Source organism: Pseudomonas sp. MF5691 (assembly GCF_016405645.1).
GTDB classification, from domain to species: domain Bacteria; phylum Pseudomonadota; class Gammaproteobacteria; order Pseudomonadales; family Pseudomonadaceae; genus Aquipseudomonas; species Aquipseudomonas shahriarae.
Genome location: NZ_JAEKDC010000036.1, coordinates 1 through 25,872, shown reverse-complemented (window position 1 = coordinate 25,872; position 25,872 = coordinate 1). Strand labels below are relative to the sequence as shown.

Genomic DNA, 25,872 nt, shown 5'->3' with positions numbered 1-25,872 from the left:
GCACACACCTGCGTTCCACGAAAGACCAGCGGGCCAGACAGCGGGTGTGCATGACGGCAGTCTTCGCTATAATCCGCGACCTGCCCACGCCGCAGGCTCGCCAAGCGCTGTTTTTAATAGCGATTTACACAGCCTGGGCCGCCATTACCTCGGTCTACCGATGCACTTCGATGAATAGGGCCTGAAAGGATCGCGCATGTTTGAAAACTTGACTGACCGTCTCTCGCAGACGCTGCGCCATGTCACCGGCAAGGCCAAGCTGACCGAGGACAATATTAAAGACACCCTGCGCGAAGTGCGCATGGCGTTGCTCGAAGCCGACGTTGCCTTGCCTGTGGTCAAGGATTTCGTCAACTCGGTCAAGGAGCGTGCGGTCGGCACTGAAGTGTCCCGCAGCCTGACGCCGGGCCAGGCCTTTGTGAAGGTCGTCCAGGCCGAGCTCGAAAGCCTGATGGGTGCGGCCAACGAAGACCTGAACCTCAGCGCCGTGCCGCCGGCCGTGGTGTTGATGGCCGGTTTGCAGGGGGCGGGCAAGACCACCACCGCTGCCAAGCTGGCGCGCTTCCTTAAAGAGCGCAAGAAAAAATCCGTGATGGTGGTGTCGGCGGACGTGTACCGTCCGGCCGCGATCAAGCAGCTGGAAATGCTCGCCGGTGAAATCGGCGTGACCTTTTTCCCGTCCGACCTGAGCCAGAAGCCGGTCGACATCGCCAACGCTGCCATTAAAGAAGCCAAGCTCAAGTTCATCGACGTGGTGATCGTCGATACCGCCGGTCGCCTGCACATCGACGAAGAGATGATGGGCGAGATCAAGGCGCTGCATGCCGCGATCAACCCGGTAGAAACCCTGTTCGTGGTCGATGCCATGACCGGCCAGGACGCGGCGAACACCGCCAAGGCCTTTGGTGATGCCCTGCCGCTGACCGGCGTGATCCTGACCAAGGTCGACGGTGATGCCCGTGGCGGTGCCGCACTGTCGGTGCGCGCAATCACCGGCAAGCCGATCAAGTTCATCGGTATGGGCGAGAAGACCGAAGCGCTCGAGCCGTTCCACCCTGAGCGGATTGCCTCGCGGATCCTCGGCATGGGCGACGTGCTCAGCCTGATCGAGCAGGCCGAGCAGACCCTCGACAAGGACAAGGCCGACAAACTGGCCAAGAAGCTGAAAAAGGGCAAGGGCTTCGACCTCGAAGACTTCCGCGATCAGTTGCAACAGATGAAGAACATGGGCGGCCTCGGCGGCCTGATGGACAAGCTGCCGAACATCGGCGGTGTGAACCTGGCGCAAATGGGCAATGCCCAGGGTGCGGCAGAGAAGCAGTTCAAGCAGATGGAAGCCATCATCAACTCCATGACCCCGGCCGAGCGCCGCGACCCTGAGCTGATCAGCGGTTCGCGCAAACGTCGGATCGCCATGGGTTCCGGCACCCAGGTGCAGGACATCGGTCGCTTGATCAAGCAGCACAAGCAGATGCAAAAGATGATGAAGAAATTCTCCGCCAAAGGCGGCATGGCCAAAATGATGCGCGGCATGGGCGGTATGATGCCCGGCCGTGGCATGCCGAAGATGTAAAGAATTCGCGCAAGGGCTTGCTCTTGCGCAGACCCACAAGGATGTGGGATCTCCAGCAAACCCGCCGTTGGCGGGAGCTGACTCGCCGTTTTAACCGACGGCTCTATAGCAGATCTGAATGGCACGCGGTCAGGCGCCGGAAAAAGACATTTGCAAAAGTCCGGATATTCCTTAGAATATGCGGCCTTTCGGGCACCCATGCCCGCTGTGCATTTAGATTTGCAGCACCGACTACAGGAACGATGTTCACATGCTAACAATCCGTCTTGCCCTTGGCGGCTCCAAAAAGCGCCCGTTTTACCACTTGACCGTAACCGACAGCCGCAACCCGCGCGACGGTTCGCACAAGGAACAGGTTGGTTTCTTCAACCCTGTTGCTCGTGGTCAAGAAGTTCGTCTGTCCGTGAACCAAGAGCGCGTAGCCTACTGGCTGAGCGTTGGTGCACAGCCTTCCGAGCGTGTTGCCAAGTTGTTGAAGGACTCGGCTAAGGCCGCAGCCTGAGCAATATGAACGCGACGCCAGCTGTTGCTGATGATTTGATCGTTATCGGCAAGATTTACTCTGTTCATGGCGTTCGCGGCGAAGTGAAGGTGTATTCCTTTACTGATCCGACTGAAAACCTGTTGCAGTACAAGACCTGGACGCTCAAGCGCGAAGGTAGTGTGAAACAGGTCGAGCTGGTCAGTGGACGTGGGAACGATAAGTTCCTGGTCGCAAAGCTCAAGGGTCTCGATGATCGTGAAGAAGCGCGTCTTCTGGCCGGTTATGAGATCTGCGTGCCGCGCAACCTGTTCCCTGAATTGACCGACGGCGAGTACTACTGGTACCAGCTGGAAGGTCTGAAGGTTATTGATCAACTCGGGCAATTGCTCGGGAAAATCGACCATCTTCTGGAAACCGGCGCCAATGATGTAATGGTGGTCAAGCCTTGCGCTGGCAGCCTGGATGATCGCGAACGCCTGTTGCCCTATACCGAGCAATGCGTGTTGGCCGTCGACCTGGCAGCGGGCGAGATGAAGGTGGAATGGGACGCGGACTTCTAAGCGTGGCTAATTTGCGCATTGAAGTGATCAGTTTGTTTCCCGAGATGTTTTCCGCCATCAGCGAGTACGGCATCACCAGTCGGGCGGTGAAACAGGGGCTGTTGCAGCTTACCTGTTGGAACCCGCGAGACTACACGACGGATCGGCATCACACTGTGGACGATCGCCCATTTGGCGGTGGCCCGGGCATGGTGATGAAGATCAAGCCCCTGGAAGATGCATTGGTTCAGGCCAAGGCAGCCGCCGGGGAGAAGGCGAAGGTAATTTACCTGTCCCCTCAAGGCCGTCAGCTGAAACAGGCGGCGGTACGCGAACTGGCGAATGAGGAAGCACTGATCCTGATTGCCGGTCGCTATGAAGGCATTGACGAGCGTTTTATTGAAGCTCATGTCGATGAAGAGTGGTCGATTGGGGACTATGTCCTGTCTGGCGGTGAGCTGCCGGCGATGGTCCTGATAGATGCGGTTACACGACTGCTGCCTGGAGCTTTAGGGCATGCGGACTCCGCGGAGGAAGATTCCTTCACGGATGGTTTGCTGGATTGCCCGCACTACACCCGACCGGAGGTGTATGCGGATCAGCGTGTTCCCGACGTGTTGCTAAGTGGCAATCACGCACACATCCGGCGTTGGCGTTTACAGCAGTCCCTTGGTCGGACCTATGAACGACGCGCCGATCTTCTGGAAAGCCGCTCGCTTTCTGGAGAAGAGAAGAAGCTGCTCGAGGAATACATCCTCGCGCGGGACGATAGTTAACAACGTATCGATGGTAGATCCGACGATCTACCTTAGGAGCACAGCATGACTAACAAAATCATCCTTGCACTCGAAGCAGAGCAGATGACCAAAGAGATCCCTACCTTTGCCCCGGGCGACACCATTGTCGTTCAGGTGAAAGTGAAGGAAGGCGACCGTTCGCGTCTGCAAGCGTTCGAAGGCGTCGTAATCGCCAAGCGTAACCGTGGTGTGAACAGTGCTTTCACTGTTCGTAAAATCTCCAACGGTGTTGGCGTAGAGCGTACTTTCCAGACCTACAGCCCGCAAATCGACAGCATGGCCGTTAAACGTCGCGGTGACGTACGTAAAGCCAAGCTGTACTACCTGCGTGACCTGTCCGGTAAAGCAGCTCGCATCAAGGAAAAACTGGCTTAAGTCCAGCTTCCCGATGCAGAAAAAAGCAGCCTACGGGCTGCTTTTTTGTGCCTGAAATTTGCCCCTTGCCCGGAACCCGTTCATGACCACCCGCCTCGAAGAAATCCAGCGCCGCACCGACCTGTCCGTGACCCATGTAACCAAAGCCGTATTTCCGCCGACCACCAACCACCACAACACGCTGTTTGGCGGTACTGCATTGGCCTGGATGGATGAAGTGTCGTTCATCACCGCCACGCGGTTTTGCCGTTTGCCGCTGGTGACGGTGTCTACCGACCGTATCGACTTCAATCATGCGATCCCGGCCGGTTCCATCGTCGAGCTGATTGGCCGCGTGATCAAAGTCGGTAACACCAGCCTCAAGGTGGAAGTGGAGGTGTTTGTCGAGAGCATGAGTGCCGATGGCCGCGAGAAGGCGATCCAGGGTGTGTTCAGCTTTGTCGCAATTGATGACGATAAGCGCCCGGTGCCAGTGCTGCCTGGGTTTGTAGACTGATCCGAGACCGCGTCGCCGCTATCGCAGGCCAGCCAGCTCCCACATTAGCCATGCATTTCCCTGGGGGCGCGGGCTTGCCTGCGATAGGATCTACCAGACACTAAAGTACTCAGCCTGAGCCCCCATGCCCGCCATTGACCATCCCCTGATCGACCGCTTCCTCGACGCCCTCTGGCTGGAAAAAGGCCTGTCGGACAACACGCGCCAGTCCTACCGCAGCGACCTGGCCCTGTTCAATGGCTGGTTGCTGGAGAGAAACCTCGAGCTGAGCCACGCCGGGCGTGAGTTGATCCTCGATCACCTGGCCTGGCGCCTTGAGCAGAACTACAAGCCGCGCTCCACTGCGCGATTCCTCTCGGGAGTGCGTGGGTTTTATCGCTATTTGCTGCGGGAAAAGCTGATTGCTGTCGACCCGACCCTGCAAGTCGATATGCCGCAACTCGGCAGGCCGTTGCCCAAGTCCCTGTCAGAAGCCGACGTCGAAGCCCTGCTGGCCGCGCCCGACCTGAGCGAGGCCATCGGCCAGCGCGACCGCGCGATGCTGGAAGTCTTGTATGCCTGCGGCCTGCGCGTCACCGAGCTGATCAGCCTGACCCTGGAGCAGGTCAACCTGCGCCAGGGTGTGTTGCGGGTGATGGGCAAGGGCAGCAAGGAGCGCCTGGTGCCCATGGGCGAAGAGGCAATCGTGTGGGTCGAGCGCTATATGCGCGATGCCCGCAGCGAGCTGCTCGGCGGGCGCCCCAGTGACGTGCTGTTCCCCAGCCTGCGCGGCGAGCAGATGACCCGCCAGACCTTCTGGCATCGCATCAAGCACCAGGCCAAGGTCGCCGGGATCGGTAAGTCGCTGTCCCCCCACACCCTGCGCCATGCATTTGCCACCCATCTGCTCAACCATGGCGCGGATTTGCGCGTGGTGCAGATGCTGCTGGGCCATAGCGACCTGTCCACCACGCAGATTTATACCCATGTGGCGCGGGCAAGGTTGCAGGACCTGCATGCCAAACATCACCCAAGGGGCTGACAGGCCCCAATTTGGCCGCCAGCGTCTGCCCTGGCGCCCAATTGTGGTAGGCTTTGCCGGTTTGCAAAGGGGACGGTCCCGAGCCGTGTTTCCAGATCGGCGTCCTGGCCTTCGTCCCTGCATCTGCCTTCAGGAGTTCCCATGCGCTTGACCCAGATTTTTGCCGCCGCAGCCATTGCGTTGGTTTCAACCTTTGCCGTCGCCGATGACGCCGCCGAGAAGACAATCCGTAAGAGTCTGGAAAGCCTCCAGCTCGAAACTCCGGTCGAAAGCATCAGCGCCAGCCCGATGGCCGGCCTGTATGAGGTCAAGCTCAAGGGCAGCCGCGTGCTGTATGCCAGCGCCGACGGTCAGTACATCGTCCAGGGCTACCTATTCCAGTTGAAAGACGGCAAGCCGGTCAACCTCACCGAGAAGGCCGAGCGCGTTGGGATCTCCAAGCTGATCAACGGTATCCCGGTGGCCGAGACCGTGGTCTACCCCGCGATTGGCGAAACCAAGACCCACATCACCGTCTTCACCGACACCACTTGCCCGTACTGCCACAAGCTGCACGCCGAGATACCTGCGCTGAACAAGATGGGTGTCGAAGTGCGTTACGTAGCGTTCCCGCGCCAGGGCCTCGGTTCGCCGGGCGACGAGCAACTGCAAGCGGTATGGTGCGCAACCGACAAGAAAGCAGCCATGGACAAGATGGTCGATGGCAAAGAAATCAAGTCCGCCAAGTGTGCCAATCCGGTTTCCAAGCAGTACGCTCTGGGTCAGTCCATCGGGGTGAACGGTACGCCGGCCATCGTCTTGGCCGACGGCCAGGTGATTCCGGGCTACCAGCCTGCGCCACAAGTCGCCAAACTGGCACTGGGTGCCAAATAAACAGTATTGTCGAGCCTTTGACGATCAGGCCCGCCGACACGTCGACGGGTCGTTAACAGAGAGCCGCAGTTGTGCGGCTGTTTTTCACGGCCGACCTTGAGTCGGCCGTTTCATGGGGAGTTCTTCAGTGAAACCGGTCAAAGTAGGCATCTGTGGGTTAGGGACCGTCGGTGGCGGCACCTTGAACGTACTTCAGCGTAACGCTGAGGAGATTTCCCGCCGTGCAGGGCGCGGGATTGAAGTGGCACAAATTGCCATGCGTACGCCAAAGCCTCAGTACCAAACGACCGGTATTGCGATTACCAACGATGTCTTCGATGTGGCCACGAACCCTGAAATCGACATCGTCATCGAGTTGGTCGGCGGCTACACCGTCGCCCGTGAGTTGGTGCTCAAGGCCATCGAAAACGGCAAGCACGTGGTTACCGCCAACAAGGCGCTGATTGCCGTGCACGGCAACGAAATCTTCGCCAAGGCCCGCGAGAAGGGCGTGATCGTGGCGTTCGAAGCCGCCGTCGCTGGCGGTATCCCGGTGATCAAGGCGATCCGCGAAGGCCTGTCGGCCAACCGTATCAACTGGGTTGCGGGCATCATCAACGGCACCGGTAACTTCATCCTTACCGAAATGCGCGAGAAGGGCCGTACCTTCGAAGACGTGCTGGCCGAGGCCCAGGCCCTGGGTTACGCCGAAGCCGACCCGACGTTTGACGTAGAAGGTATCGACGCGGCGCACAAGCTGACCATCCTGGCGTCCATCGCCTTTGGTATCCCGCTGCAGTTCGACAAGGCCTATACCGAAGGCATAACCAAGCTGACCACCGCCGACGTGAACTACGCCGAAGCCCTGGGCTACCGCATCAAGCACCTGGGCGTGGCGCGCAGCACCGCTGCCGGTATCGAATTGCGCGTGCACCCGACCCTGATTCCGGCCGACCGCCTGATCGCCAACGTCAATGGCGTGATGAACGCGGTGATGGTCAATGGTGATGCGGCCGGTTCGACCCTGTTCTACGGCGCCGGTGCCGGCATGGAGCCGACGGCTTCGTCGGTGATCGCCGACCTGGTGGACGTGGTCCGCGCCATGACCAGCGACCCGGAAAACCGCGTGCCGCACCTGGCCTTCCAGCCGGATTCGCTGTCGGCCCACCCGATCCTGCCGATCGAAGCCTGCGAAAGCTCCTACTACCTGCGGATCCAGGCCAAGGACCACCCGGGCGTGTTGGCCCAGGTGGCCAGCATCCTCTCGGAGCGCGGCATCAACATTGAGTCGATCATGCAGAAGGAAGTCGAAGAACACGACGGCCTGGTGCCCATGATCCTGCTGACTCACCGTGTGCTGGAACAGCACATGAACGATGCCATTGCCGCGCTGGAAGCCCTGCAGGGCGTGGTCGGGCCGGTGGTGCGGATCCGCGTCGAACACCTGAACTAACGATAGGTTGCAGAGGCCCCGCAGGTTCGGCGGCCTCTGTTCAAGAATGTTGTAGAGGAGCCAGTCATGCGTTACATCAGCACCCGCGGCCAGGCACCGGCCCTGAATTTCGAAGACGTCCTGCTCGCAGGCCTCGCCACTGACGGTGGCCTGTACGTGCCGGAAAACCTGCCACGCTTCACCCAGGAAGAAATCGCCTCCTGGGCTGGCCTGCCGTACCACGAGCTGGCGTTCCGGGTCATGCGCCCGTTCGTTACCGGCAGCATCCCCGATGCCGATTTCAAGAAGATCCTCGAAGAAACCTACGGCGTGTTCTCGCACAACGCCATCGCCCCGCTGCGTCAGCTGAACGGCAACGAATGGGTGCTGGAGCTGTTCCACGGCCCGACCCTGGCGTTCAAGGATTTCGCCCTGCAACTGCTCGGTCGCCTGCTGGATTACGTGCTGGAGAAACGCGGCGAGCGCGTGGTGATCATCGGTGCCACCTCCGGTGATACCGGCTCGGCGGCCATCGAAGGCTGCAAGCACTGCGAAAACGTCGACATCTTCATCCTGCACCCGCACAACCGCGTATCGGAGGTGCAGCGCCGGCAGATGACGACCATCTTCGGCGAGAACATCCACAATATCGCGGTCGAAGGCAACTTCGACGACTGCCAGGAAATGGTCAAGGCCAGCTTTGCTGACCAGAGCTTCCTCAAAGGCACGCGTCTGGTTGCGGTGAACTCGATCAACTGGGCGCGGATCATGGCCCAGATCGTCTACTACTTCCACGCCTCGCTGCAGCTGGGCGGGCCGGCACGTTCGGTGTCGTTCTCGGTGCCGACCGGCAACTTTGGCGATATCTTCGCCGGTTACCTGGCACGCAACATGGGCCTGCCGATCAACCAGTTGATCGTCGCCACCAACCGCAACGACATCCTGCACCGCTTCATGAGCGGCAACCAGTACGTCAAGGAAACCCTGCACGCGACCCTGTCGCCGTCGATGGACATCATGGTCTCGTCGAACTTCGAACGCCTGCTGTTCGACATGCACGGTCGTAACGGCGCGGCCCTGGCCGGCCTGATGGACAGCTTCAAGCAGGGTGGTGGTTTCAGCGTCGATCAGGAGCGCTGGACCGAAACCCGCAAGCTGTTCGACTCCCTGGCCGTGGACGATGCCCAGACCTGCGAGACCATCGCTGAAGTCTATGCCCAGACCGGCGAGCTGCTGGACCCGCACACCGCCATTGGCGTCAAGGCCGCGCGCGAATGCCGGCGCAGCCTGGACATCCCGATGGTGATCCTCGGCACGGCCCACCCGGTGAAATTCCCTGAGGCGGTGCAGAAGGCCGGTGTCGGCAAGGCTCTGGAACTGCCGCCGCACCTGGCTGACCTGTTTGAGCGGGAAGAGCGTTGCACGGTATTGCCTAATGACCTGAAGGCTATTCAGGCGTTCGTCAGCCAGCATGGCAATCGTGGTAAGCCGCTCTGAGTTCTGAAAGGCTGCACGAATAAGGCAAACGGCGCTTGTCCAGAGATGGGGAAGCGCCGTTTTTCTTGGCGGGTATCGCACCCTGTTTTTGATCCGGGGCGCCCCGTTACCCCTGCAACGGATATGTCCACCGAACCAAAAATAACCCACAAGGAAACCCCTACGGTGCGGTTCACGACCCGATGGCACCTGTGCCTACTGAGCGCGCTGCTGCTCGGCCACCTGCCTGCAAGCCTGGCCGCCGTCAGCCTGCCGTTCAATCTGGTGCCGGCGTTTATCACCCTGGCGCCCATCCCCCTGGCACCCGCCGAGCGCCAGTGGCTGGCGCAACACCGAACCCTGAGGGTGGGGATTTCCATTGATGACTACCAACCCATCGACATCACCCGCGATCGTAATCGCTACCAGGGCATCAGTGCCGACTACTTGAGCCTGGTGGGGGCGCGACTCGGCGTGTCGATGCAGGTGATGGGCTTCGCCGAGCGGGCCCAGGCCGTGGAGGCCCTGCGCGCCGGGACGATTGATATCCTCACCAGCGCCAACGGCTATGAACGTGACGTGCCCGGCCTGGCCTTTACGGCGGACTATATGCCCGACCGTTCGGTGGTGGTGACGCGCGGTGCCGACGCCACGCCAAACGACGCACTCCAGGACAAGAAGGTGGTGTTGCTCGATGGCTACGCCAACGTCAAGAACGTGCATGCCGCCTACCCGCAAAGCCACATCATGCTGGCGCCCAATCTCTATAGCGGCCTCGAAGCCCTGGAGCAGGGTGATGTGGATGCGTTTATCGGCAATGAAGTGATCGTGCGCGCCTACAAGTCCCTGCGTCCTTACCTGAGCATGCAGATCAAGGAGCAAAGCCGCCTGGCGCCGATTGGTTTTGCCTTCGCCACGCGCCAGGCCGATCCCTTGCTGGGCAAGATGATGGACCGGGCGTTGCAGAGCATTGATGACTCGGTGCGCCGTGAGATCCTGGCCCGTTGGACCACCGGGCTGGGGGTGGACGTCGTCGGTGAGCGTATTCCCCTGTCGGCCGCCGAGCAGGCCTGGGTGCTGCAGCATCCCCATGTGGTGGTGGCGTCCCAGCAATACTCGCCCTATGTGTTCAAAGACAAGGACGGGCGCTGGGTCGGGCTGAATGTCGATCTGCTCAATCGCCTGTCGCGCATGACCGGTTTGCAGTTCGTCATGGAGGAAGTGTTTTCCACCGCGCAGACCCTGGCTATCCTGGAAAAGGGCAGTGCGGATATGAGCACTACCCTGGTGGAAAGCACCGAACGCCGGCGGTTTCTGGATTTCAGCCACGGCTTTGGCGGTGCCGGCTGGGTGTTTGTCGAGCGTCTTGATACGCCACCGCTGACCAGCCTCAGCCAGCTTTCGGGCGAGGTGTTGGCGCTGCCGGCGCGGCATGTGCTCGAAGGCGACATCCGGCGTGAATACCCGCAGATCCGCCTGCGCTCGGTGGCCAACTACACCGAGGCCCGCGCTCTGGTAGCCCGGGGAGAAGCGGCTGCGACCATCCAGAGTGAAGTCGAGGTGCAGAGTTATCCGAACGATGAGTTGCGGGTCGGTCGCAGTGTCGATGGCAAGTGGTCCAGTGACAACCTGGCAGTGCGCAAGGACCATCCCGAGCTGCTGAGTATTTTGAACAAGGCCCTGGAAGCCTTGCCGGTAGCCGAACTGAGCGCGTTGCGCCTGCGCTGGATGGGCGCGGTGGCGGTCCCGGTGCCCGCCTGGCAGCGTGTGCCGCCATGGGCCTATTGGACGGTCGCCACGGCGTTGCTGTTTGTGCTGGTATCTCTGGTCTGGAACAGCCGGCTCAAGCGTCAGATTCGCCAGCGTGTGGAGGCCGAGCGACGGCTCAATGACCAACTGGCGTTCAAGCGCGCCCTGCTCGATGGCATGCCCAACCCGGTGTTTGTGCGTGACCTCGCTGGCCGTTTGGTCACCTGCAACAAAAGCTATGAACAGCAGTTGGCCACCCGGCTTGAACTGATCCAGGGCCTGACCCTGCCGGAGAGTGGAATTTTGCCGGCCGCCACCGCCTTGCGCCTGCATGTGGGGCACATGGAGCAACTGGAGACGCAGCAATCGTTGTTTATCGACCGCCAACTGGAGTTCAACGGCGGTATCGCCCATGTCTATCAATGGACCGTGCCGTTTTACGATGCCGAGGGCCAGTTGCGGGGTTTGCTCGGGGGCTGGGTCGATATCAACGAGCGCAAGGTCCTGGAAACCCAACTGATGGACGCGCGTCGCGCTGCCGATGAAGCGAACTACGCCAAGAGTGCCTTTGTGTCGAACCTCAGTCATGAGATTCGTACGCCGATGACGGCGATTATCGGCCTGCTGGAGCTGGAGCAGGAGCGCGCCCTGGCCTCGGGCGCCCCTGTTTCCGAGGCGTTGCAGGTGGCCCATCGCTCGGCACGGGAGTTGATTGCCCTGATGGGAGATAGCCTTGATCTGGCGAAGATCGAAGCCGGCCATCTGCAATTGGCGCCACAGACCACTGACCTGAAAGGTTTCTTCGAAGGTATCCAGCGCCTGTTTGAAGCCACTGCGCAGAAAAAGGGCCTGCACCTGACCCTGGCGTTCGATCCCCAGGCCCAAGGCTTTTACTGGTTCGACCCGCTGCGCCTGCGCCAGGTCATGCATAACCTTTTGGGCAATGCGCTGAAGTTCACGCAAAGCGGAGATGTGCGTATACGTGTCGCCTGCCAGGTGGATGGTGAGGGTCACGAATACTTGCACCTGTGCGTCGAAGATACTGGCCCCGGCATCAGCGTCGAACAGCAGGCACGAGTGTTCCGGCCGTTTATCCAGGGCAGCCCGCTGACGGCCGCCGAACATGGCGGCACCGGGCTGGGTTTGAGTATCTGCCAGCAACTGGTGGACCTGATGGGCGGGCAAATCACCCTGCGCAGCACCCTGGGCGAAGGCACCACCGTGTGTATCGACCTGCGCCTGGACCGGGTCGGCAGTGACGACCTGCCGGCGCCGGTGGCCGCCGCGCCGGTGCTGGCTGCGGGCCGGGTGCTGTCGGTGCTGATTGTCGACGACCTGCCGGCCAACCGCTTGGTGCTGGTCCAGCAGTTGCAATTCCTCGGGCACCAGGTGGTGGCCCTCAATAGTGCCGAGGCCGCATTGCAGCGTTGGCGCAGCGAGGCGTTCGACGTGCTGGTGACTGATTGTCATATGCCGGGCATGTCCGGTTATGCCCTGGCCGAGGCTATTCGCCAGATCGAAACCCAGGAGCAGCGCCCGCGCTGCGCGTTGATTGGCTGCACCGCTGCGGCCCAGGAGGACGAAAGCCAGCGCGACCAGCAGGCGGGTATGGATGTGCTGCTGGTCAAGCCGGTGACCCTGGAGCAGTGGGCGCGGGTGCTGGCCCGGGTCACGGCGGTGCCGGCCTTCGACCTGCAGGCCCTGCGCAAGATGACCCAGGCCGACGGGCCGATTCTGCAAAGCATGTTGCAGGAGTTGGCGAACAATTTGGAGCACGAGCACCATCTGTTGGGCAACGCCATGGCCGAGCACGACCTGGTGCAGGTGCGGGCCAGCCTGCATCGCCTCAAGGGCATTTGTTGCCTGGTGGATGCGCTGCCGCTGGCCAAGGCCTGCATCGCCCTTGAAAGCAGTGCGCGGGAACACCGCGACGCTGAGCTGCCAGTGCGCTGGCAAGCCTTGTCGCAGGCATTGCTGGCACTGCGAGAGGAGATTCAGCCTTATCTGGAGCAAGAATAGGACGCGTCCTATGTGGTCGCGTCCGGGTTTTGGCTAATGTGGGCCATCCTGCACGCAGCCCCAGAGTTTTCCATGCGCTCACTCAAAGTCCTGATTCTCGAAGATCACCCGTTCCAGCTGATGGCCCTGCACCAGATGCTCAACGCCAACGGCGTGTTCAACGTGCTTACGGCCGACAGCGTCGAGGTCGCCCGCCAGTCGCTGGCGAGCAAGGGGCCGGTGGATATCGCCATCTGCGATCTGTACCTGGAGCATGGCGACTCACTGGGGCTGATCCGCGAAATGGCTGAGCACAGCCAGGCCCAGGTCCTGGTCCTGTTGAGCGACGCCGAACCGGATGTACTGGAAGGCGTGGCGAGCATGGCGCGTCATGCGGGGTTGAACGTATTGGGGTGCATGCCCAAGCCGGCTTCCGCCACTTCCATCGGGCAGATGCTCGATGCCTGCCGGCAACGCTTGCGGCCGAGCCCGCAAGCGCTGTCCTGGGAGCGTGTGCACCAGATGCTGGGAGTGAGTGAATTCGCGACCGAGAAACTTTGCGCTGAGGTCGGCGAGGCCGCCTTTGAGCGTTACGCCCGTGTCTGCTACCAACCCATCGTCAGCCAGGCCGGTGATCTGCAAGGCGTGGAGGCGTTGGCGCGCTGGCAAGACCCGGAGCATGGCCAGTTGATGCCCAGCGAGTTTCTGCCGCTGCTGGAGTTGGCCGGCCTGGAGCAGGCCTTTACCTGGTACGTGCTGGACCAGGTGTTGCGCCTATGCGCCCAGGTGACCCGGGACACGGGCCTGGAACTGCCGGTGTCAGTCAACATTCCCGGGCGGTTGCTGGATCAGGAACACTTCGCGCTCACGCTGCAAGGCCTGCTGCAGCGCTTTGCCGTCCCGGCGCGCAACCTCACCCTGGAACTGGTGGAAACCTCGCGCCTGAAGACCGACAGCGCCCATGTCACCGGTTTGCTGCGCCTGCGGATGATCGGTTGCAAGTTGTCCATTGGCGATTTCGGCATCGGCGGTACCAGCCTGCAGCGGTTGCTGGAGCTGCCGTTCACCGAGCTGAAGATTCCCCCGGCGTTTGCCAGCGGGATGGCGGGTGACGAACGCAAGTGTGCGGTGGTCGCCGGGGCCATGAGCATGGCCCAGCACCTGGGGGTTGGCGTGGTCGTGACCGGAATTGAAACCCCCGCCGACCGTGACGCGGTGCGCGCGCTGGGGCCGGCCTGGCTGCAGGGTTGCCTGATCGCTCATCCGATGAGTGCCCAGGCGCTGCAACACTGGCTGGCGAAATCTACGGCGATTGCCTTGTAGGAGCCGGCAAGCCGGCCGCTGCACAAACCTAGGCCAACCCGTGTTCCTGCACATAGATGAACAACGCGGCATCGCTGATCAACCCCAGCTTGCGCATGGCACTGACTTTCTGCGCGCTGACGGTCTGCTTGCTGCGATTGAGGTGCGCGGCAATCTCGCCCACCGTCTTGCCACCTGCCAGCAGGCGGATCACCTCCAGTTCCCGGGGTGACAACTGGTGCTGCGAGTGCAGGCGATCAGCCCCCACTGCACCGGCCAGGGCGAGCGCCTGTTCAATGGTGCGGGCCACATAGGGCCGCTGCTGGCGCACCTTGTCGATGGCTTCGGGCAACTCGTCGGCCAGGCTGGCCTTGCTCAACAGACCCATGACCCCCAGTTCCAGGATCGAGTGGAACAGGCCGGCGTTGTTGAGCATGGTCACCACCACAATCGGCAGGTCCGGGTAATGCCGGCGCAGGTGTTCGATCAGGCGCAGGCCATCGGCCTGGGGCTCGGCGGGCATCATGAAATCGGTGACCAGTACATCGCAGGGGCAGCGTTGCAGCAGGGCGGCCAGGGCCTGGGGCGAGGTGGCCTCACCGACGATGCGCACCTGCTCGTCGCGCTCCAGCACTGCCCGCAAACCGATCAGGAAAATCGGATGATCGTCGGCGATGACAATACGCAAGGGCTGTTCAGACGCGTCTCTCACGGTGGACTCCGGCAATAATCAGGAGATTCTAGCCTGTCGGCGGCTGTTTTCTCTCTGTCATATTTGCCATGCATGCTCGATAAGCTCAGCTCAAAGGCGAACTTTGTGCTTTTGGCGTAGGTCACTTATCTGTAGGCGCGAGCTTGCTCGCGAAAAACGTCAACGATAATGTAGGGCATCCTGAACGAACGTGGCGCTCTCAGGTTTTTCGCAAGCAAGCTCGCGCCTACACTGGTTATTTATTTTTCTCATGATTGAGTGGTGATCGAGATGGAAAGTATCAGCCTATTGCTCGGTGAAGCGCTGAGCCCTTATCAGGTCACGCTGACTACCTCGGGTGTACACGGCGAGAGCCTGGTGACAGTGAAGAGCCCCACGGGCGCAATCGTGGTCGAACGCGAAGTGGATCGTGCGCAATTGACCGACAAGCGCGCCTTGGTGGACGTGGTGGACTGCCTGCTCCGCGACCTGAAAATCGCCGAAGGGCGCCTGGAACCTTCGGTAATCGCGGCTTTGCGCAACGCCGCCCAGACGCGCATCAGCGTCCAGGCGTGAAGAAATTTTTATCTTCGGAACCTTCCTATAGGAAGGCCAGTCAGACCATGTAACAGCAGGATCAAGCATTGTGCTCCGGTGCTTGTAGCTTGTTGTACTGGTCTTTGTAGGCCACGTTTAACCCCGAGTTGTCTCCCCACTGCTCGGGGTTTCTTTTTGCCCTGGATTTATCAGGGCAGCGGCGTTTCGCTGAAAAACCTCGGGTTGTCCTTGAGGTATTGCTCGCGCATCAGCGGGTCCAGCCCGTTGGCGTAGGACTGGCGCAATGTCTCCTGGGGAATATTCTGCAACTCGCGATTGATATGGGTAATGGCCTCGCGCCCCATCGGGGTGTCCGAGCAACCGATATGAATCCGCTGATAGCGCGCCGTGCCCTTGATCGGATAGAACACCAGGTCTTGCGGATCAATACCCTGTTGCGCTGCCTGGTATCGGATTTCCGTCCAGTAGCCCAACACGGCTTCCAGCCGCCCCAGGCGCTGCATCTGCAGCAAACTGCCCAGTGCGTCGTTACCGTAATGTGGGGCCAGCTTGAGTGGATCGGCGTGATTCAACTGTTCGTCCACCCCAGGTCCGTAGCTACGCTCGGCGACGATCCCAAGACGCATCTGCTGCAGGTCGAGAAACCTCGCCAGATCGAACTGGCCATCCACCACATAGCTTGCCAGGGCGCCCTGCTGGTTGCGGCGAATCGCGATGCCATTGCTCAGCACGGCGAACGCCGGCGCGGAAAACACAATGTTCCTGGCCCTCACGGGGGTCCATACCAACGATGGATCGCAGGTGAAGGAGGGCGTGTTGAGCATTTGCAGGCCTCGGGCGCGATTGACGTGCAGGATCTGGTGACGATACTGCGGCAGGCGCTCGATCAACAGCGGCAGCAGTTTATCGACGCTGCCCTGGCCCTTTTGCGGGCCATCGAAAATGGTCATCGGTGGCAGGTCACGCACCAGCCAGGTCAGGGTGTCCTGTGCCTGGCTCGAGAGCGGCAGCATCCCCAGCAGCGGGGCGATGAGCCATAGGCGCCGCAACGCCCTGATAAAACGGCCGGCCATTATCTTGAGAGTGCTCCACGGGGCATCAGATCGCGCCATCCTTGCGCAAACGGGCCACGGCGTCGCTGTCGTAGCCCAGGGATTGCAGAACCACGGCATTGTGTTCGCCCAGCTCTGGCCCGACCCACTCGCAACTGCCTGGGGTGTCCGAGAGCTTGGGCACGATGCCGGGCATCTTGAAATCCTTGCCGTCGGGCAACTGGGCCTTGAGGAACATTTCCCGGGCGAGGTATTGCGGGTCGCCCAGCATATCTTCGGCGCTGTAGATCCGGCTGGCAGGCACTTCGGCCTGGTTCAGCTGCTCCACCACCTGGGCCAGTGGCAAGCTGTTGACCCAGCGGTCGATTACGCCGTACAGCTCGTCGCGCCGGCTATCGCGGCCATCATTGCTGGCCAGTTGTGGGTCATTGGCCAGGTCTTCACGGCCAATGGTCAGCATGAAGCGCTTGAAGATTGCATCGCCATTGGCGCCAATCTGCACATGCTTGCCATCGGCGGTGGTATGGATTGATGACGGGGTAATGCCCGGCATGATGTTGCCGGTGCGCTCGCGGATAAACCCGAACACATCGAACTCGGGGATCATGCTTTCCATCATCGCGAAGATCGCTTCATACAGCGCCACATCCACCACTTGACCGAGGCCGCCGTTGACCTCGCGATGGCGCAGGGCCATGAGCGCACCAATCACCGCCCACAGCGCGGCGATGGAGTCGCCGATGGAAATCCCGGTGCGCACTGGCGGGCGGTCTTCGAACCCGGTGATGTAGCGCAGGCCCCCCATGGATTCACCGACCGCGCCGAAGCCCGGTTGATCCTTCATCGGCCCGGTCTGGCCAAAGCCCGAGAGCCTTACCATTACCAGCTTGGGGTTCAGGGCGTGCAGGGTGTCCCAGCTCAGGCCGAGTTTTTCCAGGACGCCGGGGCGGAAATTCTCGATCAGGATGTCGGCGTCTGCCAGCAACTGCTTGAGGATCGCCAGCCCCTCTGGATGCTTGAGGTTGAGGGTCAGGGACTGCTTATTGCGTGCCTGGACAAACCACCACAGCGACGTGCCTTCATACAGCTTGCGCCATTTGCGCAGCGGGTCGCCGCCGTCGGGGGATTCGACCTTGATCACTTGGGCACCGAACTCGGCGCAGATGCGCGAGGCGAACGGGCCGGCGATCAGGGTGCCCAGTTCGATGACTTTCAGGCCGGCGAGCGGTTTGGCGGTAAACGACATGAGGATCCTTACTAACGCAGGAAGGTATGTATTGCGTTTTAACATAGGCGAGTGCTGCAGGGATAAGGATGATGCAGCGCAGGATTCGTTGAATGACCCCGCCATCGGTTAGACTGGCCGCCTTTCCCTGTCTCTAGAAGTCCGTTCATGGCCCAGCCGTCCACGACCTACAAGTTTGAACTCAACCTGACCGACCTCGATCGTTCGGTGTACGAGAGCGTCAAGCAAACCATCGCCCGTCACCCCTCGGAAACCGAAGAACGCATGACCGTGCGTTTGCTGGCCTACGCCCTTTGGTACAACGAGCAGTTGTCGTTTGGTCGCGGACTGTCAGATGTAGACGAACCAGCCCTGTGGGAAAAAAGCCTGGATGATCGGGTTTTGCACTGGATCGAAGTCGGCCAGCCCGATGCCGACCGCCTGACCTGGTGTTCGCGCCGTACCGAACGTACCAGCTTGCTGGCCTACGGCAGCCTGCGGGTGTGGGAAGGCAAGGTGGTGCCGGTGGCCAACAACCTGAAAAACGTGCATATCGCCGCCGTGCCCCAGGAAATTCTGGAAACCCTGGCCAAGGACATGCCCCGGGTGATCAAGTGGGATGTGATGATCAGCGAAGGCACGATTTTCGTCACCGATGACCGCGGCCAGCACGAAGTGCAACTGCAGTGGCTGGTCGGCGAACGCGGCTGATCCTGTCAGGACGGGTTTGTGTGGGAGCTGGCTTGCCCAGTTAAGCGAAGGCAATCTTCAAAGCAGCGAAGATCACATGTGGGAGCGGGCTTGCTCGCGAAGACGTCGGCCCAGCAAGCATTGATGTTGACTGACCCACTGCTTTCGCGAGCAAGCCCGCTCCCACACACGCCCGCTCCCACATTTGATGTTTGTCGTTACTCATAGTGTTTTTTAACCGTTGTATTGCACAGAAGCCCCCATCACCCCATGCGCATCGATCCCCGCCCATTGCCCGCTGTCCTGCCGTTCCTCGGTGAATTGCCACCGTTGCTGACCCGTCTCTACGCCGCCCGTGGCGTGACCTCGCAGGATGAGCTGGATAAAAGCCTGGCGCGGCTGATTCCCTATCAGCAGCTCAAAGGGATTGAGGCTGCCGTGGATTTGCTGGTGACGGCCCTGGAGCAGCGCCAGCGCATCCTGATCGTCGGCGACTTCGACGCCGATGGCGCCACCGCCAGCACCGTGGGCACCCTCGGCCTGCGCCTGCTCGGGGCGGCCCATGTGGATTACCTGGTGCCCAACCGCTTCGAATACGGCTACGGCCTGACCCCGGAAATCGTCGCCGTGGCCTTGCAGCGCGAGCCGCACTTGCTGATTACCGTGGACAACGGCATCTCCAGTGTCGAGGGTGTGGCGGCGGCGAAGGCGGCGGGTCTCAAGGTGCTGGTCACCGACCACCACTTGCCCGGCGATGAACTGCCGGCAGCCGATGCCATCGTCAACCCGAACCAGCCCGGTTGCGGGTTCCCCAGCAAGGCCCTGGCGGGCGTCGGGGTGATTTTCTACGTGCTGATGGCCCTGCGCGCGCGCCTGCGCAGCCTGGGCTGGTACGACAAGCAGCCGCAGCCCAATATCGGCGAGTTGCTCGACCTAGTGGCCCTGGGCAGCGTGGCCGACGTGGTGCCGCTGGATGCCAACAACCGCATCCTGGTCCATCAAGGCCTGGAGCGGATCCGCGCCGGGCGTGCGCGGCCGGGGATCAAGGCGATCCTGGAAGTGGCCAAGCGCGACCACGCACGTATCACCTCAACCGACCTGGGTTTTATCCTCGGCCCACGGCTGAATGCGGCCGGGCGCCTGGATGACATGAGCCTGGGCATCGAATGCCTGCTCACCAGCGACTTCGCCCTGGCCCGGGAAATGGCCGCGCAGTTGGACGGCATGAACCAGGACCGCAAAGCCATCGAGCAGGGCATGCAGCGCGAGGCCCTGGCCCAGCTCAAGGACTTGCCGGTGGAGTCGATGCCATTTGGTCTGTGCCTGTTCGACCCGGAATGGCACCAGGGTGTGATCGGGATTCTCGCCTCGCGTATGAAAGAGCGCTATTTCCGCCCGACCATTGCCTTTGCCGATGCCGGTGATGGCCTGCTCAAGGGCTCCGGGCGTTCGGTGCCGGGCTTTCATATCCGTGATGCCCTGGCAGTGGTGGCCAGCCAGCACCCGAACCTGATCGCCAAGTACGGCGGCCACGCCATGGCGGCGGGCCTGACCTTGCCTGAAGCCAACTTCCCGTTGTTCGCCGAAGCCTTCGACGCCGAAGTGCGCCGGCAACTGCGTGAAGAAGACCTGACGGGGCGCCTGTTGTCCGATGGCACCCTGGCGGTGGAAGAGTTCCACCTGGAACTGGCCCGTGCCCTGCGCAACGCCGGGCCCTGGGGCCAGCACTTTCCCGAGCCGTTGTTTCATGGGGTGTTTCAACTGGTGGAGCAGCGGGTGGTGGGCGAGCGGCACCTCAAGGTAGTGCTCAAGAGTGAGTGCGGCGCGGTGAAGCTCGATGGCATTGCCTTTGGCATCGACCGCGAGGTGTGGCCGAACCCGACCATTCGCTGGGTGGAGTTGGCCTACAAGCTCGACGTCAATGAGTTCCGCGGCCAGGAAACCGTGCAATTGATGATTGCCCACATCGAACCGCGCTGAACCCTGTGCAATCCCCGGTTGTCGACTAGTCTCTAAGCACTGTGTGATTGGTCTTGTGACCTTGTCTGTTTTTTAGCCCGAAGGGGACGGGCCTTTCATCTTCTCGTCACGCGTACCGGTCAGACAGAACCCTGGAGCCAATGCCCACCGGATACGAGAAGAGGTGCCCCATGAGTCTGTTGCTTGAACCCTATACCCTGCGCCAATTGACCCTGCTCAACCGCATTGCCGTATCGCCGATGTGCCAGTACTCCGCCGTCGATGGGCTGGCCAACGACTGGCACCTGGTGCACCTGGGCAGCCGCGCCGTTGGCGGCGCCGGGCTGATTTTCAGCGAAGCCACCGCCGTTACTGCCGATGGCCGCATCACCGCCCAGGACCTGGGCCTGTGGAACGATGCCCAGATTGAGCCGCTGCAGCGCATCACACGCTTTATCAGCGCCCAGGGCGCGGTGGCGGGCATTCAACTGGCCCACGCCGGGCGCAAGGCCAGCACCCATCGGCCGTGGATCGGCAAGCATGGCAGCGTCAAGCCCGAAGACGGTGGCTGGGTGCCGGTAGGTCCGTCTCCCATCGCCTTCGACCCGCAGCACACCGCGCCCCGGCAGTTGGACGAAGGGCAAATCCAGCAAGTGATCGCCGACTTCGTGGCCGCCGCCAGGCGTGCCCTGGCCGCCGGCTTCCAAGTGGTGGAAATCCATGCCGCCCATGGTTATCTGCTGCATCAATTTCTCTCGCCCTTGAGCAATCAGCGTCAGGATCAATACGGCGGATCCTTTGAAAACCGCATCCGCCTGGTGTTGCAAGTCACCCAGGCGGTGCGCGATGTGTGGCCGCAAGAGCTGCCGCTGTTTGTACGCGTCTCGGCCACCGACTGGGTGGAAGACGGCTGGAACCCCGACGAAACCGTGGAACTGGCACGCCGCCTGAAAGACCTGGGTGTGGACCTGATCGACGTGTCCTCCGGTGGCACCGCCGCCAATGCCGAAATCCCTATCGGCCCCGGTTATCAAACGCGCTTTGCCGAGCGCGTGCGCAAGGAATCCGGCATGGCCACCGGCACGGTCGGGATGATTACCGAACCGGCCCAGGCCGAGCATATTCTGCGCACCTGCCAGGCCGATATCATCTTCCTGGCCCGGGAACTGCTGCGTGATCCGTACTGGCCGCTGCACGCCGATGACGACCTGGGCGGCCGCAAGGCGACCTGGCCGGCGCAGTACCAGCGGGCTACCCACCGCGACCAGCCGATCCATGAGTCGGATTTGCGCAACAAGTAACCCCTCCAGCCGCCGCTGACCCGCCGGGTCAGCGGGCCTCACGTCGCCACTGTGGCCAGGCCAGCAACGTCGCGGCCCGCAACAACCACTCGAATGGCCCATAGGGATGGCGGCGTAGCCAGTGCGCGCTCAACCCCATTTGCAGGATAAAAATCGCAGCCGCCATGGGGAGCAGCAACCAGGGCTCGACCTGATTGACCCAGCCCGCGCCGTAGCCGGTGAATAACAGCCCGAGGACCATGGATTGCATGAGGTAATTGCTCAAGGCCATCTTGCCCAGCGGCGCCAGGCACGCACACAGCCTTGCGCCAGTGGCGGTGTTGAACAGCGCCAGCATCCCTAGGCAATAGGTGGCAGTCAGCAGCGGTGCTGTCAGTTGGCCGAGGCCGAAGGCAAAGGTTTCCAGGCCGCCGCCTGGTCTGTAAGCGGCGGTCAGGGCGTAGACCAGCGCACCGAGCAGGCCCAGTGGGGCGGTCATTAGCAGCAGACGCCGGGTACGGGGTGCCCAGGCCTGTGAAGAGGCCAGCCACTGCTGGCGCCCGGCGGCGTAACCGAACAGGAACATCGCCAGGGCGCTGGGCCCTTGCAATAGCCATAACGCAGGCACCGTGGCCCATACTTCCCGGCTGTGAAATTGCACGGTCTGCAGGGCTCCAGCGGAAAATGCCGCGAGTTTTGCCTGGGCCTCGTCATGGCCAGTGCCTACCCATTGCCCTTCCAGGCCCTGTAAGACACCCAGCACCATCCACAATGAACAAGCGACCACCACCAGACCGATAGCCCACCGCCGGGCGCGGGCCGCTGACAGGTTGCGGGCGGCCAGCAGCACCAGGCCCAACAGGGCATAAGTCGAGAGAATCTCGCCGTAATACAACAGCGCGCCATGGGCCAGGCCGAGTATCAACAGGGCCAGTTGCCGGCGCAGCATGCGTGGGACGAATGCTGCTTCGGCACGTTCGGCGGCTGCCATTTGCAGGGTGAAGCTGTAGCCAAACAGAAAGGAAAACAGCAGGTAGAACTTGGTCTCGAACAACCACGCCACCAGCAGCCGCACCCCGTGATCGAGCACGCTGGCGTAGGTCGGGTTGCTGGAGGTCGAAGCGTAGTAGGGATCGGCAAAGGCCCAGATATTGACGCTGAGAATGCCGAACAAGGCAAACCCGCGCAGCGCATCGACCTGGACCAAGCGCGCGTTGGCCGTTGCTGGCATGCTCAACGCCCCTGCAGTAGGTGAACCACCAGGCCCCGCAGGACCGTGGTCTGCTGCTCGGGGTGAAAGTCCGGGTCGGCCGCCACCCGGGCGAACATGCCATCGATCAAGGCCGCCAGCCAGTTGGCTGCTTCGGGCACGCTCAGCGCAGTGTGCAATTGCCCGGCCTGGTCAGCCGCCCGTACCAAGGCTTCCAGGCCGTCACGCAAGGTGCGGTCATTGGCCTTCACCAGGCGCGCCACGGCTTCGTCACGATGGCCCAGGGCCGAGATCTCCAGCGCCAGGCCGGCGTAGTGGCGGTCGCAGGCCAATTGGCAGACATGATCGAGGAAAGCCAGTAACTGCGCCATCGGATCAGCCGCCTTGGCCAACGGCGCCATGGCCTGTTGGATCTGTGCGCCTTCACGGGCCACCAGCGCCAGCAGTACCTCGTGCTTGCTGGCGAAATAGTGGAACAAATTGCCCGCGCTCATACCGGCCCGGGCACAGATATCAGCGGTGCGCGTGGCGACAAAACCGGCCTCGGCAAAACACTGGGACGCGGCATCCAGCAGGGCCATGCGTTTGCTTTCGCGTTGCTGGGGGTTAGGGGGGCGCATGCCTGCCTCATTCATTAATTGAGTGGTCACTCAATTTATAAGGCGTAAGAATTATCTGCAAGCTTTTTGCTTCGAGATCATTATTTAAGTGAATACTCTAAAAAAATCTCACAAGCGCCAGGATAGTTTCTACGCTTGAAGTAAGACGGCTTCTGGCCCAGGAAGTCAGTCTGTTTACGCGCTGGGGCATTGCACTTCGCGGACAGGGTTATGGGCATCGGGAGTTGTTGTTTATCACACGGAGAAACAGTCCATGGCCAAGTCCATTGGTGTCGCAGGGGTTCTGGTGCTTTTTTTCAGCCGCAAGCTGTCGTTGCATGGCCGCCGGTTGAGCTCGGATGAGGCGCAGTTGCTTGAGCAGTACCGTGCCCTGACCGAAAACGATCAAATTGCCATGCGTTATTTGATTGGTGCGATGAGGAGTATTTCGCGTTTTTGAACCGGGTGGGGGCGTTCCCACGCCGCAATGAGCGTGGGAACGTTGGGCATCAACTGTACTTGCGCTTGTCCGGTGCGGGCGGGAAGTACTGGTACAACCAGGTTTCACTCAAGGTCCGGTCATTGGTGCGGATGAACAGGCGCATCTCCACCGGCGCGACGCTGTCGCTGGTCGGGTACCAGTCGAAGAGAATGCGGTAGCCCTTGATGTCGTCGAGCACCAGCACGCTGAAGTCTTTCACTTCGCCATGGGAGCAGGTGACCACAGGCTCGATCCCGGTACCTGCGGGCAGGCGGTCGAGGCCACCGCCTTTGAAGTCCACGGCAAAACGGCGGGCCCAGACCGGCGGGTAATGCTCACCTGGCGCCCAGCCTTCGGTGAAGCCGCCCATGCCGGAGCGGGTGGCGTTGACTTGTGCCAACGGTGTGCTGACCGGGGGCAGGGCGCTCCAGTAGAGCTTGTAGCCAAAGGTCAGGGAGTCGCCGGCGGCCACCGGTTTTTTCGGGGTCCAGAAGGCGACGATGTTGTCCATGGTCTCGCCGGTCGTAGGAATTTCCAGCAGATCGACAGAGCCTTCGCCCCACGCGGTGGTCGGCTCCACCCACAGGCTTGGGCGCTTGCTGTACCAGTCGACGGTGTCCTGGTAACTGGCGAACTCATGGTCGGTCTGCACCAGGCCGAAACCTTTCGGGTCTTTATCGGCGAAGGCATTGAACTGCAGAGTGGCTGGGTTGTTCAGCGGGCGGCAGATCCACTCGCCGTTGCCGCGCCACATCGCCAGGCGATCGGAGTCGTGGATCTGCGGGTGGATGGTGTCGCACATGCGCCGCTCATGGGTGCCGCAACTGAACATGCTGGTCATCGGCGCGATGCCCATCTGCTGGATTGCCGTGCGCGCATTGATATGGGCGTCGATGGCCATCACCACCTGGGTGGCCTGGCAGTCGATATCAAAACGATAGGCACCGGTGGCGCTCGGCGAGTCGAGCAGGGCGTAGACCACGAAACGGGTGCTGTCCTTGTCCGGCGTCTCGAACCAGAACTGGGTGAAATCGGGGAACTCTTCGCGTTTATTGGCGTAGGTGTCGATGGCCAGGCCGCGTGCCGAAAGACCGTACTGGCCGGTGTTATCCACCGCACGGAAATAGCTGGCGCCAAGGAAAGACACCACGTCGTGGCGGTCCAGTTCCGGGGCCTTGAACAGCTTGAAGCCGGAAAAACCCAAGTCGCCTTTGAGCTGCTTGGTATCGACCGTGGTTTTTTCATAATTGAACAGCGACGGACGGAAATGCACCTCCCGCGCCTGGCGGGTCTTGGGGTCGACACTGTGCATGCGCACCGGGGTCTTGAAACCCATGCCGACGTGGAAAAACTGCACGTCCAGCTGGCCTTTGAGGTCTTTCCACAGCGAATGATTACCGTCGTAGCCGATGGCATTGAAATTCTGCGGGGTCATGGTCGCCAGGGTCGGCGGCAGCACCTGGCGGGTGTCCTGATACTGCTTACCAGCCAGTTGCTTGGCCTGCAGCTTGAGCCAGTCGAAGTCGAACGCCTTGGCGTCGCCATCGGCTGCACGATTCCCGGCCCAGGCCTGGGCGGCCAGCAGACCACTGGCTGACAGCCCGGTGTAGGCCGCGATGGCCATGGACGCTTTGAGCAAATTCCTGCGGTGCATAAATACAACCTGTGGTGAGCAATCCCGTGCCGTTCCTGGCGCGTGCTGGATCAGAAATTACGGTTCGGACATGCCTTCGGCCAAACGCAACGGACATTAAACAGATGCTGAATAGCTTAAGGGGTTCGGTGGGGAAGGAAAATTGATTGATAGCGGTATGATGGCGTTGCATATGAAACAAGACGTGTCAGCCGGGGGGATCCTGTAGGGGGCGGCTTGCCTGCGATGGTTTTGGGTCGGTGTACATATCCATTGCTGCGGTCACGGCGGCTATTGGTTCCGCCCTTACGTGAACTGCCCCCCGAATGTTGGACACCTGACCCCTCGGGAGGGTGTTCCATGACGAAATACAACCTAGCGCTCAAGCAATCACTGATTG

At 61.3% G+C, this 25,872-nt stretch carries 23 protein-coding genes; 17 read left to right on the top strand and 6 right to left on the bottom strand.

Annotated elements, in window-relative coordinates:
• The first annotated feature begins 196 nt into the window (after window positions 1–196).
• The 12 genes from ffh to JFT44_RS27320 all read left to right on the top strand — a co-directional run bounded on the left by ffh (window position 197) and on the right by JFT44_RS27320 (window position 14,115).
• The gene (gene ffh, locus JFT44_RS27375; protein WP_029296179.1) at window positions 197–1,573 is read left to right on the top strand and encodes a signal recognition particle protein; all 1,377 of its coding nucleotides are present in this window, start codon (window positions 197–199) and stop codon (window positions 1,571–1,573) included.
• Window positions 1,574–1,823: 250 nt separating this feature from the next.
• Window positions 1,824–2,075: a 30S ribosomal protein S16 gene (gene rpsP / locus JFT44_RS27370; protein ID WP_003175899.1), complete on the top strand. Its 252-nt coding sequence runs from the start codon at window positions 1,824–1,826 to the stop codon at window positions 2,073–2,075.
• Window positions 2,076–2,080: 5 nt separating this feature from the next.
• The gene (rimM, locus tag JFT44_RS27365; RefSeq protein WP_010565276.1) at window positions 2,081–2,617 is read left to right on the top strand and encodes a ribosome maturation factor RimM; all 537 of its coding nucleotides are present in this window, start codon (window positions 2,081–2,083) and stop codon (window positions 2,615–2,617) included.
• Window positions 2,599–3,372 (top strand): tRNA (guanosine(37)-N1)-methyltransferase TrmD, encoded by a 774-nt coding sequence (gene trmD / locus JFT44_RS27360; RefSeq protein ID WP_024077235.1) that lies wholly within the window; start codon window positions 2,599–2,601, stop codon window positions 3,370–3,372. The genes rimM and trmD overlap by 19 nt, the downstream gene beginning before the upstream one ends.
• Window positions 3,373–3,417: 45 nt before the next feature.
• Window positions 3,418–3,768: a 50S ribosomal protein L19 gene (gene rplS / locus JFT44_RS27355; protein WP_003175895.1), complete on the top strand. Its 351-nt coding sequence runs from the start codon at window positions 3,418–3,420 to the stop codon at window positions 3,766–3,768.
• Between the two features lie 82 nt (window positions 3,769–3,850).
• Window positions 3,851–4,264 (top strand): acyl-CoA thioesterase, encoded by a 414-nt coding sequence (locus JFT44_RS27350; RefSeq protein ID WP_057437995.1) that lies wholly within the window; start codon window positions 3,851–3,853, stop codon window positions 4,262–4,264.
• Between the two features lie 124 nt (window positions 4,265–4,388).
• A complete protein-coding gene (gene xerD, locus JFT44_RS27345) occupies window positions 4,389–5,285 on the top strand; it encodes a site-specific tyrosine recombinase XerD (protein WP_057437997.1) in 897 nt (298 codons plus the stop codon).
• A 141-nt stretch (window positions 5,286–5,426) separates the two neighbouring features.
• Window positions 5,427–6,158, top strand: a complete 732-nt coding sequence (locus JFT44_RS27340; RefSeq protein WP_057437999.1) for a thioredoxin fold domain-containing protein — start codon at window positions 5,427–5,429, stop codon at window positions 6,156–6,158.
• 127 nt (window positions 6,159–6,285) lie between these two features.
• The gene (locus JFT44_RS27335; RefSeq protein ID WP_029296281.1) at window positions 6,286–7,590 is read left to right on the top strand and encodes a homoserine dehydrogenase; all 1,305 of its coding nucleotides are present in this window, start codon (window positions 6,286–6,288) and stop codon (window positions 7,588–7,590) included.
• A gap of 66 nt (window positions 7,591–7,656) precedes the next feature.
• Window positions 7,657–9,066, top strand: coding sequence for a threonine synthase (gene thrC / locus JFT44_RS27330; protein WP_057959549.1), 1,410 nt, complete (start codon window positions 7,657–7,659; stop codon window positions 9,064–9,066).
• A 123-nt stretch (window positions 9,067–9,189) separates the two neighbouring features.
• Entirely contained in the window at window positions 9,190–12,813 is a 3,624-nt protein-coding gene (locus tag JFT44_RS27325) for an ATP-binding protein (RefSeq protein WP_198818464.1), read from the top strand.
• A 72-nt stretch (window positions 12,814–12,885) separates the two neighbouring features.
• Window positions 12,886–14,115 (top strand): EAL domain-containing protein, encoded by a 1,230-nt coding sequence (locus JFT44_RS27320; protein WP_128593887.1) that lies wholly within the window; start codon window positions 12,886–12,888, stop codon window positions 14,113–14,115.
• Window positions 14,116–14,143: 28 nt separating this feature from the next.
• Here the strand turns inward: JFT44_RS27320 and JFT44_RS27315 are convergent, their stop codons facing one another.
• The gene (locus tag JFT44_RS27315) at window positions 14,144–14,806 is read right to left on the bottom strand and encodes a response regulator transcription factor (RefSeq protein ID WP_057959551.1); all 663 of its coding nucleotides are present in this window, start codon (window positions 14,804–14,806) and stop codon (window positions 14,144–14,146) included.
• Between the two features lie 270 nt (window positions 14,807–15,076).
• On the opposite strand from JFT44_RS27315, the gene JFT44_RS27310 reads away from it, so the two are divergent.
• The gene (locus tag JFT44_RS27310; protein WP_057438042.1) at window positions 15,077–15,361 is read left to right on the top strand and encodes a DUF3509 domain-containing protein; all 285 of its coding nucleotides are present in this window, start codon (window positions 15,077–15,079) and stop codon (window positions 15,359–15,361) included.
• A 170-nt stretch (window positions 15,362–15,531) separates the two neighbouring features.
• Here the strand turns inward: JFT44_RS27310 and JFT44_RS27305 are convergent, their stop codons facing one another.
• Window positions 15,532–16,416, bottom strand: a complete 885-nt coding sequence (locus JFT44_RS27305; RefSeq protein WP_198831434.1) for a TIGR02285 family protein — start codon at window positions 16,414–16,416, stop codon at window positions 15,532–15,534.
• Window positions 16,417–16,441: 25 nt separating this feature from the next.
• Complete coding sequence (locus JFT44_RS27300; protein WP_057444507.1) at window positions 16,442–17,641, bottom strand: CaiB/BaiF CoA-transferase family protein; 1,200 nt, start codon at window positions 17,639–17,641, stop codon at window positions 16,442–16,444.
• A 147-nt stretch (window positions 17,642–17,788) separates the two neighbouring features.
• Here JFT44_RS27300 and JFT44_RS27295 point away from each other — a divergent pair, with 147 nt between their 5' ends.
• The 3 genes from JFT44_RS27295 (at window position 17,789) to JFT44_RS27285 (ending at window position 21,570) form a co-directional block, all read left to right on the top strand.
• Entirely contained in the window at window positions 17,789–18,331 is a 543-nt protein-coding gene (locus JFT44_RS27295; protein ID WP_057438005.1) for a YaeQ family protein, read from the top strand.
• 249 nt (window positions 18,332–18,580) lie between these two features.
• Window positions 18,581–20,290 carry a single-stranded-DNA-specific exonuclease RecJ gene (recJ, locus tag JFT44_RS27290; protein WP_057959553.1) on the top strand — a complete coding sequence of 570 codons (1,710 nt, stop codon included), beginning with the start codon at window positions 18,581–18,583 and terminating at the stop codon, window positions 20,288–20,290.
• A gap of 170 nt (window positions 20,291–20,460) precedes the next feature.
• Complete coding sequence (locus JFT44_RS27285) at window positions 20,461–21,570, top strand: NADH:flavin oxidoreductase/NADH oxidase (RefSeq protein ID WP_169990606.1); 1,110 nt, start codon at window positions 20,461–20,463, stop codon at window positions 21,568–21,570.
• Between the two features lie 28 nt (window positions 21,571–21,598).
• On the opposite strand, the gene JFT44_RS27280 is transcribed toward JFT44_RS27285, so the two are convergent.
• The gene (locus JFT44_RS27280) at window positions 21,599–22,780 is read right to left on the bottom strand and encodes a DUF418 domain-containing protein (protein WP_198831433.1); all 1,182 of its coding nucleotides are present in this window, start codon (window positions 22,778–22,780) and stop codon (window positions 21,599–21,601) included.
• A gap of 2 nt (window positions 22,781–22,782) precedes the next feature.
• Window positions 22,783–23,379 carry a TetR/AcrR family transcriptional regulator gene (locus JFT44_RS27275; protein ID WP_198831432.1) on the bottom strand — a complete coding sequence of 199 codons (597 nt, stop codon included), beginning with the start codon at window positions 23,377–23,379 and terminating at the stop codon, window positions 22,783–22,785.
• A 253-nt stretch (window positions 23,380–23,632) separates the two neighbouring features.
• Between JFT44_RS27275 and JFT44_RS27270 the strand changes: the two genes are divergently transcribed.
• Window positions 23,633–23,818 carry a hypothetical protein gene (locus JFT44_RS27270; RefSeq protein WP_057438021.1) on the top strand — a complete coding sequence of 62 codons (186 nt, stop codon included), beginning with the start codon at window positions 23,633–23,635 and terminating at the stop codon, window positions 23,816–23,818.
• A gap of 49 nt (window positions 23,819–23,867) precedes the next feature.
• Here JFT44_RS27270 and JFT44_RS27265 read toward each other — a convergent pair whose 3' ends face one another.
• Entirely contained in the window at window positions 23,868–25,493 is a 1,626-nt protein-coding gene (locus JFT44_RS27265; RefSeq protein ID WP_057438023.1) for a glucan biosynthesis protein D, read from the bottom strand.
• Window positions 25,494–25,872: the final 379 nt, after the last annotated feature.